General features: G+C 39.7%; 14 protein-coding genes. 8 read left to right on the forward strand and 6 right to left on the reverse strand.

Annotation, left to right across the window (positions count from 1 at the left end; genetic code table 11):
- Positions 1-6 precede the first annotated feature (6 nt).
- The 4 genes from V7K84_RS10060 to gloB form a co-directional block, all read right to left on the reverse strand.
- Entirely contained in the window at positions 7-525 is a 519-nt protein-coding gene (locus tag V7K84_RS10060; RefSeq protein ID WP_334716744.1) for an alpha-ketoglutarate-dependent dioxygenase AlkB, read from the reverse strand.
- A 24-nt stretch (positions 526-549) separates the two neighbouring features.
- On the reverse strand, positions 550-1,911 hold the full coding sequence (gene dnaB, locus V7K84_RS10065) for a replicative DNA helicase (protein WP_334837750.1): 1,362 nt from the start codon (positions 1,909-1,911) through the stop codon (positions 550-552).
- Positions 1,912-2,083: 172 nt separating this feature from the next.
- A complete protein-coding gene (gene rplI, locus V7K84_RS10070) occupies positions 2,084-2,542 on the reverse strand; it encodes a 50S ribosomal protein L9 (RefSeq protein ID WP_094352304.1) in 459 nt (152 codons plus the stop codon).
- A gap of 440 nt (positions 2,543-2,982) precedes the next feature.
- Positions 2,983-3,756, reverse strand: coding sequence for a hydroxyacylglutathione hydrolase (gene gloB / locus V7K84_RS10075; protein WP_334837752.1), 774 nt, complete (start codon positions 3,754-3,756; stop codon positions 2,983-2,985).
- A gap of 427 nt (positions 3,757-4,183) precedes the next feature.
- Here gloB and V7K84_RS10080 point away from each other — a divergent pair, with 427 nt between their 5' ends.
- The 8 genes from V7K84_RS10080 to V7K84_RS10115 all read left to right on the forward strand — a co-directional run bounded on the left by V7K84_RS10080 (position 4,184) and on the right by V7K84_RS10115 (position 14,321).
- On the forward strand, positions 4,184-5,548 hold the full coding sequence (locus tag V7K84_RS10080; RefSeq protein ID WP_334837754.1) for a glycosyltransferase: 1,365 nt from the start codon (positions 4,184-4,186) through the stop codon (positions 5,546-5,548).
- 127 nt (positions 5,549-5,675) lie between these two features.
- Complete coding sequence (locus V7K84_RS10085) at positions 5,676-6,839, forward strand: glycosyltransferase family 4 protein (RefSeq protein ID WP_334837756.1); 1,164 nt, start codon at positions 5,676-5,678, stop codon at positions 6,837-6,839.
- Between the two features lie 41 nt (positions 6,840-6,880).
- Positions 6,881-9,121 carry an ATP-binding cassette domain-containing protein gene (locus V7K84_RS10090; RefSeq protein ID WP_334837757.1) on the forward strand — a complete coding sequence of 747 codons (2,241 nt, stop codon included), beginning with the start codon at positions 6,881-6,883 and terminating at the stop codon, positions 9,119-9,121.
- A gap of 68 nt (positions 9,122-9,189) precedes the next feature.
- Complete coding sequence (locus V7K84_RS10095; protein ID WP_334837758.1) at positions 9,190-10,407, forward strand: glycosyltransferase family 4 protein; 1,218 nt, start codon at positions 9,190-9,192, stop codon at positions 10,405-10,407.
- A 31-nt stretch (positions 10,408-10,438) separates the two neighbouring features.
- Positions 10,439-11,398 (forward strand): glycosyltransferase family 10 domain-containing protein, encoded by a 960-nt coding sequence (locus tag V7K84_RS10100; protein ID WP_334837760.1) that lies wholly within the window; start codon positions 10,439-10,441, stop codon positions 11,396-11,398.
- Between the two features lie 3 nt (positions 11,399-11,401).
- Positions 11,402-12,382, forward strand: a complete 981-nt coding sequence (locus tag V7K84_RS10105; protein WP_334837762.1) for an Npun_R2821/Npun_R2822 family protein — start codon at positions 11,402-11,404, stop codon at positions 12,380-12,382.
- A gap of 3 nt (positions 12,383-12,385) precedes the next feature.
- Positions 12,386-13,276, forward strand: coding sequence for an Npun_R2821/Npun_R2822 family protein (locus V7K84_RS10110; protein ID WP_334837764.1), 891 nt, complete (start codon positions 12,386-12,388; stop codon positions 13,274-13,276).
- A 16-nt stretch (positions 13,277-13,292) separates the two neighbouring features.
- Positions 13,293-14,321 carry an Npun_R2821/Npun_R2822 family protein gene (locus tag V7K84_RS10115; RefSeq protein ID WP_334837766.1) on the forward strand — a complete coding sequence of 343 codons (1,029 nt, stop codon included), beginning with the start codon at positions 13,293-13,295 and terminating at the stop codon, positions 14,319-14,321.
- A gap of 57 nt (positions 14,322-14,378) precedes the next feature.
- Here the strand turns inward: V7K84_RS10115 and V7K84_RS10120 are convergent, their stop codons facing one another.
- Positions 14,379-14,753 (reverse strand): hypothetical protein, encoded by a 375-nt coding sequence (locus tag V7K84_RS10120; RefSeq protein ID WP_094352162.1) that lies wholly within the window; start codon positions 14,751-14,753, stop codon positions 14,379-14,381.
- A gap of 29 nt (positions 14,754-14,782) precedes the next feature.
- Complete coding sequence (locus tag V7K84_RS10125) at positions 14,783-16,507, reverse strand: ABC1 kinase family protein (protein ID WP_334837767.1); 1,725 nt, start codon at positions 16,505-16,507, stop codon at positions 14,783-14,785.
- Between the last annotated feature and the right edge of the window lie 261 nt (positions 16,508-16,768).

The raw sequence follows: 16,768 nt of genomic DNA on the forward strand, positions 1-16,768 counted from the left end.
CCGCGACTATACCAACAATCTAAAAGTCAAACTGATACGTCCGAATGTTTCTGGTTGCTTAAGAATTCCATGCTTCCAGTATTGCTGCGTCTTTTGAGGCATAAAAAGTAGAGAACCACTTTTGAGTAAGTAACTATGTTCAATGCTTTTGTCTTGTTTATTCTGAAATGTAATTATTCTTTCAGCCCCTAACGAAATAATAGAGATACCAGTATCGTCCATTAGTTCATCAATTGAGTCGGAGTGAAATCCCATTGTTGAGTTACCATTTGTGTAGTAATTGACTAAACAATTGTTTGGTCGAAACCCAAAGTTTTTTTCAAGCCTATCAATAATAGGAAGTAACTCATTCAGCATCGGGCATGAGTCGTAAGAAATGTTTGAGTAATTATATGGTGAACCAAAGCTAGCTGTTTTTCGTGCCCGTATACGCTCATCCCAGTTAATTATGGATATAAGACTATCAAATAGAGAATGACTATTTGGCAAAAATACATCATTAATGAGTAAATCAGGCTCATTCATTGCTCAAATAATTACTTGGTCTGACTAAATTTTTAAATTTTGAAACTTTGTAAATTGTGGATTAAACAAAAGTTTTGCAGTACCTGTAGGGCCGTTGCGATGTTTAGCTATAATTACTTCTGCAATGCCGCGATCGGGAGTATCGGGAGAGTAATATTCATCACGGTACAACATTATTACTAAATCCGCGTCCTGTTCAATCGAACCCGATTCTCTCAAATCTGACAACATCGGACGCTTATTAGTACGTGCTTCCACCCCTCGACTCAACTGAGATAAAGCAATAACTGGTACAGATAATTCCCGCGCTAAACCTTTGAGTTGACGCGTAATTTTTGATAATTCTTGTACGCGATTATCGCCTGCTCCTTCCATCAATTGCAAGTAATCTATTACAATTAATCCTAATTCAGTTCCAACTTCCGCTTGCAGTCTTCTTGCCTGACTACGCATTTGTGTAACTGTAATATTCGGCGTGTCGTCAATATAAATTGGCATATCCGAAAGGATACCAATAGCGCGGCTTAAAGGTTCCCACTGCGTTTGACTCAGGCGACCAGTTCGCAAATAACTACTTTCAATTTGCGCTTCACTAGCTAATAAACGTTGCGTCAGTTGCTCTTTTGACATTTCTAAGCTGAAAAAAGCAACTGGTAATTTATAAGAAGCGGCGATATTATGAGCAAGGTTTAAGCAAAAGGCCGTTTTTCCCATTGATGGCCTGCCAGCAACAATAATCAAATCAGAACGCTGAAAGCCGCTGGTCATGGCATCTAAATCGTAAAATCCGCAGGGAATTCCAGGTAAGGCGATGCCTTGGTTTCTATCTTCAATATCCTGGAAATTATTAATTAGAGTATCAGAAATGTGAACTAAACCCGATTGGGGACGTTCTTGAGTAACGCCGAATACTTTCTGTTCTGCCCGATCTAAAACCTGTGGTAACTCGGTTTCTGTCTCGTAACCAAGATGTACAATTTCATTCCCAGCTTTAATTAACTGTCGCCGCAGGTATTTGTCCATGACTAACCCTGCTAAGGCATCGATGTTCACGGCTGACACTGTGCGGTCTACCAGAGTTGCTAATTTATTTCTCCCACCAATGCGGGCAAGCATTTCATTGTCAGTCAGCCAACTTGTTACTGAGAGCAAGTCTGTGGCTTTACCTTGGGTGTGGAGCCTCACAGCGGCTTGATAAATATCTTTGTGAGCGCTAATGTAGAAAGCTTCAGGAAGAAGGCGATCGCTAACTCGACTAATCGCTTCTGGATCTAGCAAGATACCCCCCAAAATCGCTTCTTCCGCCTCAATATTTTGTGGTGGGAGGCGTAGCTTACCGCCATAGGCATCGCTATCATCGCCTTGAAAACTCAATTCTTCAGCCATAAACGATTTTAGTTTTGAAGATTTTGCTACAGACGCGATTAATCGCGTCTGTGTAGGATTAGAGACGCGATTAATCGCGTCTGTACAAGAGTTAGGAGTTATTCACTTTTACTTACCTTGCTCCCTCATCCTCATCCCCTACATCTTTACGTCCCTTTGTCCCTCTGCTGAGTTAGCTAGCGACTACTTGAATATCGACTTGCGCCGCTACTTCCGAATGCAGCTTAATTTCGGCTTGATAAGTACCAAGGTGGTTAATATCGGGGATGGTAATTCCACGCCGATCGATTTCCTGACCGGTGGCTGCCTTAATTGCATCTACAACATCTTGGGTGGTGATAGTACCGAAAATTGCTTCGTTTTCACCAACTGGCTTGGCAATTGTCAAGCTGCCAACTTTTTCTAAAGATTCTTTTTGCTCAAGAGCTTGTTGTCTGAGTTCTAATTGCCGTTGACGCTCTTGTTCGCGACGGCGTTCTACTTGCTTGAGAATACCAGGAGTGGCATTGGTTGCCAATTTCTGGGGAATCAGATAGTTACGAGCGTAGCCAGGAGCTACTTCCACTAAATCGCCAGATTTTCCCAGCTTGCTGATATCCTGATTTAAAACTAACTGCACGCGTTTCGCCATCGTTTTTCGTTTTTCCTGTAAAATCTGATTAATTTGGGTGGGTTTGAGCAGCATAGCTCACTAAAACAGTGCTGTTAGCTGTAGCGGGGCGTTGAGCCAGTGCTGTTAGCTGTAGCAGGGCGTTGAGCTAGTGCTGAGTAAAGAGTCCTGAATAACGAGTGTTTTTTCAGAACTTAGAACTCCTGAAATGAGTATATTTTCCCAAGTAGCTTTGCCCATACCTTAAAGCTTACAGATCCTAGCGAAAGGAAGGGTGCGATCGCAACTATTAGCGCTAGAAAGTTGGAGGAGCAGGGGAGCAGGGGAGCAGGGGAGCAGGGGAGCAGGGGAGCAGCACTTCTCTACGAGACGCTACGCGTAGCTTGCTTCCACGAAGTGGTACGGCTACGCTCAGTGACCAAGGGAGCAGGGGAGAATAATCAATGCCCAATGCCCAATATCTAAAAGTTATTTTTCATTTCCCGTATCCGCGCAAAGGTTTGCACTCCATCACTACCTTTAACGGTTGATTGTAATGATGGCTGATCCCAACGTAAAAAGGGATTGGTTCGCTTCTCCATTCCCAGCAATGAGGGTATGGTAGCTTCTCCTCGACTACGAAAAGTTTTCACTTCATTGAAGCGTTTTTGTAAGTCGGCATTGTCGCCATCCACAGTAAGGGCAAATTGCAGATTTCCTAAAGTGTATTCGTGGGCACACCAGATACGTGTATCATCTGGTAAAGAGCGCAGTTTGCTTAAAGAATCAACCATTTGAGTTGGTGTTCCTTCAAATAAGCGACCGCAACCGCCAGAAAATAAGGTATCGCCGCAAAATAAATCGCCTGTCTCACCAGCTTTTTCGGGGGGAAAGTAGTAAGCGATGTGAGCGCGAGTATGTCCGGGAACAAAAATAACTTCAGCTATGCGATCTGCAAACTGGACGCGATCGCCTTGTTCCAAAAACACCTGCTGTCCGGGAATTCGCCCGCGATCTTCGACGCCACCGTAGACTGTTAGTTGCGGGAAGTGTTCTATTAATTGCTGATTGCCACCTACATGGTCATTGTGGTGGTGTGTGTTGAAAATCGCTACCAACTCAACTTTTAACTGTGCAAGTTGCTTTAGTACTGGTTCAGCCTCTGCTGGATCGACAACCGCAGCAATTTGTTGCTGGCGATCTACTAGCAAAAATATGTAATTATCTGAGAGTGCCTCAAGCCTGATTACTTGCATTAATATCTCCCTTTCAAGTAAGTACTTTGGAATTTATCAGCAATCTTAAATATCTCAGTGAGAAAAGGTTGAGAAAGTCCATAAATACTATGATAGTACACAACCGTAATAATACTTAAAAATATGATAAGTAACTATAAATTATGATTTGGGTATATCAGTAAAATTTCTCTGGGAAGAAGTGTAAAAGCTAAGTTAGATTTATTCTGTTCTTTTTGTCCTAAATTGTCTTTTTTACTCAAAAACACCAAATCAGTCATCGAAAATTTTTTATTTGTACATACTAACTATTAATACGGATAATACGGAATCTTATAGATTCACTTTGGGTTCTTTATAAAAGATAGATGTTAATAACGATTAAATAGAGCAATCGATTGTGGTAAAAAAAGATGAGTTTTCCAATTTTTTCTTTGCAGGTTCATAAATGAAGCTAATCCATACAACTAGCTGGTATTTTCCAGATACATCAGCCGGTGCCGAAGTATACTTAGATTCACTACTGCATGGCTTACGAGTACATGGACTAGAAAGTATTGTTGCTGCTCCTAAACAAGGTACAGAAGAAGATAGCTATGAATACAATGGCATCTCAGTTTATCGTTATCCTGTTTTCCCTAACCCCAGCAAGATACAGGTACACAAGCAGCTACCCCACGGCGGCTTTGAAACTTTTACTAATTGGCTAGAAAACAATCGAGCCGATGTATACCATCAACATTCATGGCGATTTGACTGCGGTTTACATCATCTGGCTCTCGCCCGCCAGTTAGGGATGGCTACTGTAGTCACCGTCCACATACCTGAGCCTATATGTCTGCGTGGTACGATGATGCGCTGGGGTGAAGAACCTTGCAATGGGCTGATTGACTCTGTTAATTGTAGTCAATGTTTGGGAGTAGCAAAGCAAGTATCGCCTTGGATGCTCAAGGCTTTAGGTCAAGTTCCCTTAGATGTTGGCATAGCAGCAGAAACAAAATTACTTACCTCTAAAAGTTTCAAGCTGCGTCTACTTGGTAAAACTCTTGGTATTCCTACCCTAGTGTCTCAACATAGACGCAATTTGATGCAACTAGCAAAACTAGCCGATCGCATTGTTGTAACGAGTAATTGGCAATACAATGCTTTTGTTGCAAACAATGTTCCTGCCGAAAAACTTACTGTCTCTCGACAAGGTGTTGCTAACACTTTCAAACGTGAAGTAATACCAAATAAACTACAAAACTCTACATTAAAAATCGGCTTTTTAGGCCGCTGGCAAGAAACTAAAGGGGTACAAGTTTTAGTAGAAGCGGTACATAGTCTACCGAACGATCTACCTGTAGAGTTAATTCTTCATGCTACTCATCCGGGAAAATACGGTGCTGCCAATCGGGAAAAAGTTATGGCGATCGCTGCTCGCGATCGCCGGATTCGGATTGCTGAACCACTTTCACGCGAAGCAGTACCAGATGCATTAGCAGGTTTCGATATACTAGCAATACCGTCGCAGTGGTTAGAAACTGGCCCCATAGTTGCTTTAGAAGCGCAAGCTATGGGCATTCCCGTACTTGGTTCAAATTTAGGAGGGATTGCTGAGTTAGTCCGTCACGGCATTGATGGTTGGTTGGTTCCAGCCAAAGATGTCCAAGCATGGGCTGAAGCGATCGCAACTTTAGCCAAAGACGCCGATTTACTAGCTAAATTACGTCAAGGTATCCAGCCAGTACGTACAATGGATACTGTTGCCTCAGAGATGTTAGCACTTTACCATGAAATCTTAAAAATTCCTCAGAAAAATTTTGTATCTTGATGGATTGACACCTAATTTCTTTAGTTGCTTCAACTCCGACAAAACAAATTAAATTAATATTTGATTTGCAGATTTAGCAACAGCTGACAAATCCTGGGAAAATTAAATAAAAATAAGTATAAAAATAGTGAGAAAATTTTCTAAAATATCCTTATTGGTTTCAGATTTATCAAGTGCAGCGATTCTGCGTGCATACTTGATAGCAAAAGCTCTCAATCAGTTAGGATATGAAGTTGAAATTATGGGTTTTTTATTTGGAAAGAACTTCTATTTAAATTTACCATCTGAATTCAACGTTTATAACTTACCAGGCAAAGACTTTCCAGAGTTTTTTGGAGAAATTCAAAAATTTTTACCAAAAATAAATGGCGATATAATTTATGCTATCAAACCACAAATAGCAAGTTTTGGAGTTGGACTATTAAGGAAAATATTCACTAGAAAGCCATTAATTTTAGACATAGATGATTGGGAACTCAGCTGGCATGGCGGTGATAACTGGCATTATCATCCTACACCCAAAGAATTAGCTAGGGACTTATTGAAACCACAGGGCGCACTCAAAAATCCTCATCATACTTTATATGTGAAATGGATGGAAGATTTGGTAAGTCACGCTGATGCTGTGACAGTGCATACTAAATTCTTGCAGCAGCGTTTTGGTGGTACATTTGTTCCGAATGGCAAAGATGTTTCCTTATTCGATCCCGCTAAATATGATGCTGAGTCCAGTAGAAATCGTTATGGTTTATCTGAATATCGGATTTTAATGTTTCCCGGTGCGCCAAGACCTTATAAAGGTTTAGAAGATGTTCTCATCGCGCTCGATAAACTTAATCAACCAGACTTGAGACTAGTAATTGTAGGTGGTAGTCCTTATGATGATTATGATAAACAACTTCAACAAAAGTGGGGACGTTGGATTATCAAATTACCTAAGTATCCAGCCGACGTTATGCCTGACTTGGTAGCAGCTGCTCACATTGTAGTTGTTCCTCAGCGAGATACTCCAGAAACTCGCGCTCAATTTCCCTTGAAGTTGACAGATGGGATGGCAATGGCTAAACCTGTATTATCAACACGTGTTGGAGATATTCCTCAACTTTTAGGTGATACTGGTTATTTAGTCGAGCCTGGTTGTCCTGAGCAAATTGCTGAACAAATTCAATTGATTTTTCAGAATTTAGAGTCAGCAAGCCAGAAAGGTATCAAGGCAAGAGAAAGATGTGTAGAACACTATAGCATCGAGGCTATGGCTTCTACGCTCAAGTCAGTAATTGCTCAGTTGTGAATAATATTAATAATTAAGTTAAATTGGCATAAAAATACCCAATGTCTACCAGAAAACTAATACTAAGATTCGCCAAACCCTATCCAGGTTTAATTGTCCTAACAATGCTGTTGGGATTTTCTGGTGCTTTATTTAATGGTGTCGGTGTGACTTTGATTGTGCCAGTAATTTTGAGAATTGTTGGACAACCAGTAGATTTAACTGGTTTTCCTCCGATTCTGAAAGCTGTGATGTTCCCATTTGATAATCTTCCCGAAAATTATCGGAATTTGGGAATGGCTGGAACAATTATATTTATAATTTTATTAAAAAACTTATCTAGTTATTTTAGTATTTTAACATCGAGTATTTTCACTCGGAGATTAAATGCGGATATTCGCGAAGCTAGCTTAGAGTTATTGCTAGATATTGATATAGACTATTATTCAAAAACGAAAGTAGGCGATATTATTAATCGCCTTGGTTCGGAAACTGCCCGTACTTCTAGCGCTATCGGGAGTATTATCAATTTAATTATTTTAATAATTACAATTTTAGTTTTCGTTGGTTTATTATTAGCAATTTCTTGGCAGCTAACAATCGCAGCAACAATTTTATTGGGTTTTATAACATTAATCAATCAATACACAATTAGTAGAGCGAAAAAATTTGGTCAACAACTATCAGAAATGTCTACATCTTATTCCATCAGTGTTTTAGAAACATTGAATGGAATTCGTTTGGTAAAGTCAACTGCTAATGAAGACAGAGAATATCAAAAGATTACAAAATTAATTCGCGATCGCGAAAAAGCAGATTTTCAATCTCAGGTAAACTCACAAGCGATCGGGCCGATAAGTGAGGTAATGGGAGTAGTAGCCTTACTTCTAATTGTATTCTTGAGTAAAACTTTTTTTGCCAACCAGGTTTCTTTCATTTCAACAGTATTGCTGACATATTTATTAGTATTACTGCGACTGCTGCCTTTGGTCTCTCAGTTAAATAGTCTTCGTAGTAGCTTTGCCAATAGTGCTACTAGCGTAGAAATAGTGAGTGATTTTTTAAGTCGCGATCGCAAGCCGTTTATGAAAAACGGTAATATTATATACACAGAATTAAAAGAAGGAATACGTTTCAATTCACTTACCTTTGCCTACCCTAGTCATGAAAAGTTAGTACTGAAAGATGTAAGTTTATTTTTACCCCGTGCTACAACTCTCGCTTTGGTAGGTGGTTCTGGTGCTGGTAAATCCACCTTGGCTGACCTCTTACCCAGATTTTACGATCCGACATCTGGCAGTATCTCTATCGATGGCACAGACCTGCGTGATTTTGATATCAAATCTCTCAGAACACACATGGGAATTGTCAGTCAAGATACATTTCTCTTTAATGACTCGGTGCGAAATAACATTGCTTATGGAAGACCTGAAGCTACAGAAGATGAAATTATCTCAGCAGCCAAACGAGCAAATGCTTATGAATTTATTGATAAATTACCTCAAGGATTAGACAGCCAAATTGGCGATCGCGGCGTCATGTTATCTGGTGGACAAAGGCAAAGATTAGCGATCGCTCGCGCCCTGCTGCAAAATCCAGAAATTTTGATTTTAGATGAAGCCACCAGCGCTTTAGATACCGTTTCCGAACGCTTAGTACAAGCTGCACTCGACGATCTGAGTCGCGATCGCACAACCCTGGTAATTGCTCACCGCCTTTCCACAGTCCAAAAAGCCGATCAAATTGCCGTTTTAGATCAAGGACAGGTGGTAGAAGTGGGAACCCATGAAACACTTTTACAAAAAGGTGGTTACTACTCGCGCCTCTACTCAATGCAATTTGCCGATCAGACTGAAGTTTCCACCAAAACTAATCCTAGCTTTAACCGCATTTCTCACGAACTGCGTACAAGGCTTAATTCAATGATTGGTTTTTTAGGACTATTAGTTGACGATTTAGTAGACAATTCCCAAGAGCGCCAGGAATTAATTGACCAATCATACAACTCAGCTTTAAGAGTTCTCAATGCCATCGATCTCTTCAGCGATGTAGTTAACCTGAAAATTAACTGGCAGTTATCGTCAGATATAGACCAAAATCAAGATGAACATAACCAGTATCAAAACTTTAGTCATATCTCAGATGAGTTTCGCACGCGTCTCTATCCTCTGATTAGCTCTCTGCACTTGCTAGTCGATAAATTAGAATCCGAACCCCAAAAACAAAATCTATTAATTGCAGAATCTTATCAATCTGCTATTTACCTATTAGATATATTAAAACTTTTTGAAAATAAAATTTAATTTTAGTTAATGTCAGGAACAAAAATACTTATACCACAATCTTTAAAAACCTATCATCCCCAAAAAAAATGATAAATTCTTCAAAGAAAAATCAATATATTTTTTACACAGGAGAGCTATCATTAAAGCCGGATACAGCCCACGAAATTCATGATGTTCTTTGTGCCAACGCCGCAGCTAACTTAGGCTACTCATCAGTTTTAATTTATCAAGATAAAAAAAATTCTTCTATTAATCTACTATCGTTAATTTATCCTTATCAACCCAAAAAACCTGGAAGAGAATTTATCGAATTTTACGATGTGCAAGAAAAGCTCAAAGTTGCAGCATTGCCAATGCCTTGGCCTATCGATCGAATCGGTGGTAAATTTACTAACTCCAGTACAGTAGTAACCAAATATTATTTACCAGTTCATATCCTACCTCATACTAAAGTTGTCCATACGCGAGATTGGAACTTTGTGAAAGCCGCAGTCAAAAATAAAGTTCCTACAATCTATGAACGTCACTACTTTCAAGACCGAAAATTTGAGCAAGACATCATCCACAGTCCCTATTTTAAAATAGCCATAACTCAGTCAGAACCGATCCGGCAAAGCCTAATAGAAAATGGAATGCCACCGGAAAAAGTAGTTTGGCTACATAACGGATTCAATCAATCATTTTCAATCAGACAGCCCCAAGAAGCCGAAAGGTGGCGGCAAGAATTGCTTATAAATGGACGTAAGCATTTAGCTGTCTATTCAGGCGCTTTGTATCCTTTCAAAGGAGTCGATCTCTTAATTGATTCTGCTAAAGAATTGCCAGAAATTCAGTTTATCATCACAGGAGGAACAGAAGCACAAGTACAAGCATATCAACAAATAGCCAGAGATAAAAATGTCGAAAACGTTAAATTCTTAGGCTGGATACTTCCACGAGAACGATTAGTCAGCTTGTTTCAAGCAGCTGATATTTTGGTTCATCCTCACTGCGCTGGAAAATCAGCAGATTTCACGAATCCAGTTAAGTTTTTTCAGTACATGGCTGCTGGCACTCCTATAGTTGCAACTGAGATTCCACCTTTAATGGAATTCAAAACATCGCCTTTGATTGCCAGTTGGTGTACACCAGATAACCCGCATAAACTTGCCCAATCTATTCAACATACTTTAGAAACTTATCCGAGAAAAATAGAGGGTTATGCAGCTAGTATAGATTTTGCCCAGCAATTTTCTTGGGAGAATAGAATTACCAAAATATTAAGCTATGTAGAAGAAGATCGGCGTCCACCAATTTTAGGGTAACGGTACAAAAATAAGCGAATAAATACGATTTATGACTATTAAAACTGTTGGCATGATTAGCAGCTATTCAGGTCTTGCTAAAAACAAAGATTGGTTATGGCAACAAACTCCGCACTACTTTGGTGTTTGGAAGAATATGCAAATGTTGAAAATGGCACAAAAGCCAGATTTTATGTTGCTATATCAATTTGATTTTCCCCAAGCACCGCCGCAAAAATCTTGGTTAGATAATTTTCGCAAACAGCAGCAAAAACCAGTAGTAAATGTTGAATCTCTACTGCGTGGTGTCAACAAAGAGCGAATTATTTATTTGCTCAGAGAACCGCCTTTAGATGAGGTTGTAAAAATAACTAATCATAATTATCAAGAAGCCCAGAAGTATTGCGGCTACGTTTCTGGCCCCGATGATTTTGCTCCCATTCCTGACTATATGCCTGCTATTTGGTATCACTCAAATTCATTTCAAGATTTAAATGAAATGCCACCGCCCCCAAAAGTTGCCCCATGTAGTTGGATTACTTCGGGAATTAGCCGCACAGCCAACCATCGCCAGCGTTTAGATTTTTTACAATCTTTGCAATCTAGTGGGATGAAATTTGATTTGTATGGGCGTAACTTACCAGAATGGGCGAACAGTTCAGGAGAACTAGGTAACAAATGGTATGGCATGGCACCATACTATTACAATTTGGCAATTGAAAACTATGCTGATAATAATTGGTATGTGAGTGAGAAACTTTGGGATAGTTTACTTGCTTGGTGTTTACCAATTTACTATGGTGGTCCGGCTGCTGATAAGTTATTGCCACCGGGTAGTTTTTTGCGGTTGCCCAGTTTAGATGAAAAAGGCATTGCTTACATCCAAGAAGTGACAGCTACACCTGATGCTTGGTATGCTGCCAAAGATGCGATCGCAGAAGCACGTCAAATCATTTTACACAAATTAAACTTGCTTAACTGGTTATCAAACTTTGTCGATCAACACTCATAAATTATGAATGGTATTTGTACCCTTGGCAATGATTATGTTTTCGATCAACTGGTGGCTTTGCTCAACAGTATTGATGTTATCTTAGGGCCAGAAACTCCCGTTTGTATCTATCCTTTCGACGATCGCACACAACGGATTGCTGACGAAATAGCTAAACGCCCTAATGTGTTTCTTTACGACGATCGAGAATCAATCGACCGCTGGGATCAATTTATGCTGGCAGCAGCCCCAGAACGATTGAATCGGAGTAAATCTCGTCTTTATGGCGCTCACCGTCGTTTTTGCGCTTTTGATGGGCCATTCGATAAGTTTATCTATTTAGATGCAGACACCTTGGTGATGAACTCACTCGCAGGAGTGTTTGAAAAGCTAGATAGTTATGATTTTGTGGTCTACGATTTCCAATTTACAGACGTTAGTAAAATATATAATGTTAATTCTCCCAAATTACTAAAAGTTTTTGAGCAAAAACGCATTGATTCTGAAATATTTTGCTCAGGATTTTATGGCGCAAAACAAGGGCTATTTGACTCAGAAAAAAGAGATTGGCTAATATCACATTTACAAAATGGCGAGTCAGAAATTTTGTATGGCGGTGCTGGCGAACAACCATTAATCAACTACATGGTAATGAGGTCTAATCTTTCTATTTATAACTTTGCTCGCCAACTACCAGATAATCAAAAAACAGGATGTTCTGCTAGCTCCAAACACTTCGAGGAACGAGAACATCTTCTTTACGATCGCGGTAATCAACTAACTTATCTCCATTACATTGGGATTCCTCCTAATATCAATCAAGCAGTCTGTGCTGGAGAAAATATTCAGTTTCCCTATCGAGATTTATTTCTCCATTATCGTTACTTACACGAACCAGAAAAGCGTCCAGTCTTTAACAATCCTCCGAAAAATTATAATGACGCTCCAGCACCAAATTTACTTACCAGAGCTTTGCAAAAACTTAAGTTAATTAACCAAGGATAATTTATGAGTAGGGGCATTTATATAGTTGCCAATGACCGCGTTATCGATAATGCTATTGCTTTACTCAATAGCATTCGTTACTATGACCCAGAAGTTACCATTTATCTCATACCTTTTAATGACAATTATCACAAGGTAGCAGAACAGCTTGCTACCTTACACAACGTCCAAATTTTCCCAGATTTAGAACTTATTGAAACATTTACCAAACGCATTGGAGAAATTTTTGACCGAGATTTCCTCGCCTTACCTAACAAAATGCGTAAATTGGTGGCGTGGTTTGGGCCTTTAGATGAATTTATTTATATTGATACGGATATTGTCGTTTTTGAAAAAATTGCTGACAATTTAGACAAACTTTCAGAAGTCGATTTCTTCTGCTGTGATTACCATCATGCTAATGAAAAGCTGCGAAATATTTTTTCCCCATTTGTGAAAGAACGGCACATTTTTTCCGATGCCCAACTTCAAGATGTTTTCAACAGTGGTTTTTGGGCTTCGAGAAAAGGAGTTATTACCGAACAACAAATGGATGAAGCTTTGCGCGAGTGTGCAGCACATCGCGAATATTTCGATTTTTCTGAAGGAGTTACAGACCAACCAATTTTAAATTATCTTGTTCTCAAACTAATTTCTAAACGTGGAAATCTCGTTAAAATTCCTGGGGGAGGGCCTGGTAGTTGGGCAGGTTCGCAAAATTTTCAACAGCAAGATTACGCCCTCTACGATCGAGGACAACGACTAAAATATCTCCACTGGGCTGGTACGCGGATGAAAACTGGTAGTCCCTATTGGCAATTGTGGGAACACTATCGCTATCTTCATGAGGGTAAATTTGCCTTCATTCCCAAACTGACTCGCCGTTTATTTCCCTTTGTTTCTGCGCGTACTTAATATTAGGAGTATCCCCATGATTGATGGTATTTACACCTTAGCGAATGATGTTGTCTATGACCAACTAGTTGCTTTGCTCAACAGCATAGAAGCTAATGCTGGTAGAAAAATTCCTGTTTGTGTAATTCCATATAATGACCAGCTAGAGAAAGTAAAGGCAGAAATTGCATCTAGAGATAATGTTACTTTATTTGAAAATTCTGATTCCATAGCCTACTGGGAGGACTTTGGCTCTCGGATTTGGAAAGCTCACCCAAGGGCGTTAAAGCTATGGCGAGAATATGGTTTGCCAGATAATTATCGCATAGAAAGACATCGAAAACTCTGCTGTCTAGATGGCCCATTTGACAAGTATATCTTCTTTGATGGAGATACCTTGTTGATGAAATCACTCGATGATGTTTATCAAAAGTTGGATGAATATGATTGGATTACAAATGACTTTCAATATAGATCCGATTTAAATTATATTTTCAACTGGACAGAAGATAAGCTAGGTGAGATTTTTCCTATAGAAGATATTAGGAATCAAATTTTTTGTTCTGGTTGGTTTGCTTCTAAAAAAGGTGTTTTTGACGATGCTAAGTTAGCAAATTTACGAGCAAACTTAGAAGCAGGTGAAGCTGATGCACTGGCATGGGCAGATTCCGATCAAACAGTTCTCAACTATTTAGTTTTACGTAGTGGAATTTCTTACTACAATTACGCCTATCACGGTAAAGCGACTGGTTGCCATTGGACTTCTAAATTTGATGTTGTAGATAATATTCTTTACGATCAAGGGCAGAAATTGACATACTTACACTATATGAGTGTATCTTCTTCAGCTTTTACGAGGCTTTGTGGGGGTGAAGATGTTGATATTGCTTACCGCGATGTTTTCTTATATTATCGCTATTTAAAATCACCTGAAAAACGTCCTCAAAGCTTTAAGCGCCCAAGCAAGCTAACACTTCTGCAAAAGTCCACTAGTAGCTTTATTCAGCAAAGAATAAACAATATTAAGCTAAAGTATCGCAACTTCAAGCATAGAATTGCTCAATAAAAATTAAAGAGAGTCTTAAACTCTCTTTAATTTTAAATTATTAATTTCCTACCTTTTCTAAGAAAAAGAATCTAAATCTAAAGATTGCATCCCTTCGCGTTCTATAAAAGTCATCATACTTCCCAACTGCAACCAAACTAGCAAACAAGTAAACAGACTAATTGGTAGACCGACTCCTAAAGCCAAGGATGATGGAAAGCCAAATATCTCTAAACCTGAAGACATAAATAGACAAGTACCGCCTGTTATGCCGATAAATGGTATAAGTAATTGTTTCAGTGAGGAACGTGGCTGAGTATTTTCTGCTCGTTCGCTTGGCCAGTTCTGCACAATTACTTTCAAAGTACCAGATAATGCCAAACCAGATGTTAATGCTATCAAAAAGCCAACAAGTAGGAGAAAGTAAGGCGGTTGCTCAGGAAAATAATACATGAAAACTCCTAATTTATATTAAAGATTTTTTACTTTTTATTTGTTGACTGGTTCTCAGCAAAAGACCCAAGTAATGTCGCTTTTGGCAAGATAGCGGCTGCCCCTTCTCTGGATAACTCTGTTAAAATCCCGATCGCTACATTTAATAAACGATCCGGTTTTAAGTCATCTTTAACTAGGTTCCACAGGCGTTGGACATCTTCTGTGTGCAGGCGGTCATCTTCGGTGAGAGCAAGCACCAACTGTCGCCGAAGAAACTTGCCTTCTTCCGACATTAAGTATTGGAACCCCATCTGCGCTGTGGGCAATACATCAAAGTTGTTATCACTACGAGCGATCGCAATCAAATTCTCTAACCGCTGCCACTGAAATTTACCATCTTTGAACAACACATTCAATAATCGTCGCCGTAATTCCGGCGATTCTCCTGTCAGCAACCGCCGCGCTATATAGGGATAACCCACTTCAACAATTTTGAAATCGGGGTTGAGGCTAAGGGCAATACCTTCTTGGGTAACTAGAGAACGAATAATCAAAGCAAACTTTGCCGGAACTCGGAAAGGATATTCATACATCAGTTCCGAAAATTCATCGGTAATAGTTTTGAAGTTAAAATCCTTGACATTTTTACCAATAGCGTTTCCTAGCACTGCTTCTAATGCTGGCACTATCGGGCAAATATTCGTATCTGGAGTCAGAAACCCTAATTTTACAAAGTCTTCGGCTAAGTCGGTATAGTCTTTATTCACCAAATGCACTAGCGCATCTACCAGTGTTTCTTTGGTGCTTTCTTCCAACTGATCCATCATACCGAAGTCAATATAAGCCATACGACCATCTGGTACAGCAAACAAATTGCCGGGATGAGGGTCAGCATGGAAGAAGCCATATTCTAAAAGCTGTTGCAATCCCGATGTTACACCAATTTGGATGATTGCTTCTGGGTCTACACCTGCTTCGCGGATGCGTTGAGTATCCGTCAGCTTGAAACCGTCAATCCACTCCAGGGTTAAAACGTGGGTATTGGTATAACGCCAATAAATGCCTGGAACTTTTACTTGTGGGTCATTGTGGAAGTTGCTAGCAAATTTCTCGGCGTTGCGGCCTTCATTAATATAGTCAATTTCCTCAAATAACTTCGTGCCAAACTCGTCCACAATTAAAGTGAGGTCGTGACCGAGATTTAAAGGCAACCAAGGAGCTAGCCAACCTGCTGCCCAACGCATTAGATATAGGTCGCGTGTAATTACCGGGTGTAAGTTGGGGCGTTGCACCTTCACGGCGACTTCTTCGCCGCTAATCAAACGACCCCGGTACACTTGACCCAAGCTAGCAGCTGCGACTGGGTGAGGTGACAGTTCGCTAAAACTTTCGTGAATTGGACGGCCTAGTTCACTTTCGATAATCTGGTAAGCGATCGCATTATCGAAAGGTGGTAACTGGTCTTGTAACTTTATCAGTTCTTCTAAGAAATCTTTGCGTATCAGGTCGGGCCTGGTGGAGAGGGCTTGACCAACTTTAATAAAAGTCGGGCCGAGGCGGGTGAGCAGTTCTCGCAACTGGATAGCTCGTTTACCCTTGTTTTGCTCAACTTTATCTTGCCACTCGTCCCACTTCAGACTGAATATAAATCCTGCAAAGGAGGAGATAATTCTCAGCACTCGTCCCCAGGCTAGCCAAGGACGGTAACTATAGTAGCGAGCGATCGCATCTGGATTATAGAGTTTTAGTTGAGCAGGTTGATACTGACCCACGCCTTTTTTTGCCTCTTCAACTGAAAAATTTACAATGATTGTTTTTCTCCTAACCCACAAGTTAGTTGCAAGTTCAGGATGGCGGTAGTTTTTTATCTAAAACAACTAGAACTCTACCCTTTGGGATAGCGTTCGAGGCGATTTTAGCATCTGTTACTGCCTAGATTTGTTTATCTTTTTCTTAATTATACTTTATAAAACTACAACTACTTATCCAACTTTTAGATGATTTTATCTTTTCTTAACTTTAATTTATATAAA

It is taken from the genome of Nostoc sp., assembly GCF_036917315.1.
Taxonomy (GTDB): domain Bacteria; phylum Cyanobacteriota; class Cyanobacteriia; order Cyanobacteriales; family Nostocaceae; genus Nostoc.

Bases quoted from the DNA above. Each gene is read 5' to 3' on its own strand.
- V7K84_RS10090 (WP_334837757.1), top strand. From the start codon at position 6,881: ATGTCTACCAGAAAACTAATACTAAGATTCGCCAAACCCTATCCAGGT.
- V7K84_RS10105 (WP_334837762.1), top strand. From the start codon at position 11,402: ATGAATGGTATTTGTACCCTTGGCAATGATTATGTTTTCGATCAACTG.
- V7K84_RS10060 (WP_334716744.1), bottom strand. From the start codon at position 525: ATGAATGAGCCTGATTTACTCATTAATGATGTATTTTTGCCAAATAGT.
- V7K84_RS10110 (WP_334837764.1), top strand. From the start codon at position 12,386: ATGAGTAGGGGCATTTATATAGTTGCCAATGACCGCGTTATCGATAAT.
- gloB (WP_334837752.1), bottom strand. From the start codon at position 3,756: ATGCAAGTAATCAGGCTTGAGGCACTCTCAGATAATTACATATTTTTG.
- V7K84_RS10095 (WP_334837758.1), top strand. From the start codon at position 9,190: ATGATAAATTCTTCAAAGAAAAATCAATATATTTTTTACACAGGAGAG.
- V7K84_RS10120 (WP_094352162.1), bottom strand. From the start codon at position 14,753: ATGTATTATTTTCCTGAGCAACCGCCTTACTTTCTCCTACTTGTTGGC.
- V7K84_RS10080 (WP_334837754.1), top strand. From the start codon at position 4,184: ATGAAGCTAATCCATACAACTAGCTGGTATTTTCCAGATACATCAGCC.
- rplI (WP_094352304.1), bottom strand. From the start codon at position 2,542: ATGGCGAAACGCGTGCAGTTAGTTTTAAATCAGGATATCAGCAAGCTG.
- V7K84_RS10115 (WP_334837766.1), top strand. From the start codon at position 13,293: ATGATTGATGGTATTTACACCTTAGCGAATGATGTTGTCTATGACCAA.
- V7K84_RS10100 (WP_334837760.1), top strand. From the start codon at position 10,439: ATGACTATTAAAACTGTTGGCATGATTAGCAGCTATTCAGGTCTTGCT.
- dnaB (WP_334837750.1), bottom strand. From the start codon at position 1,911: ATGGCTGAAGAATTGAGTTTTCAAGGCGATGATAGCGATGCCTATGGC.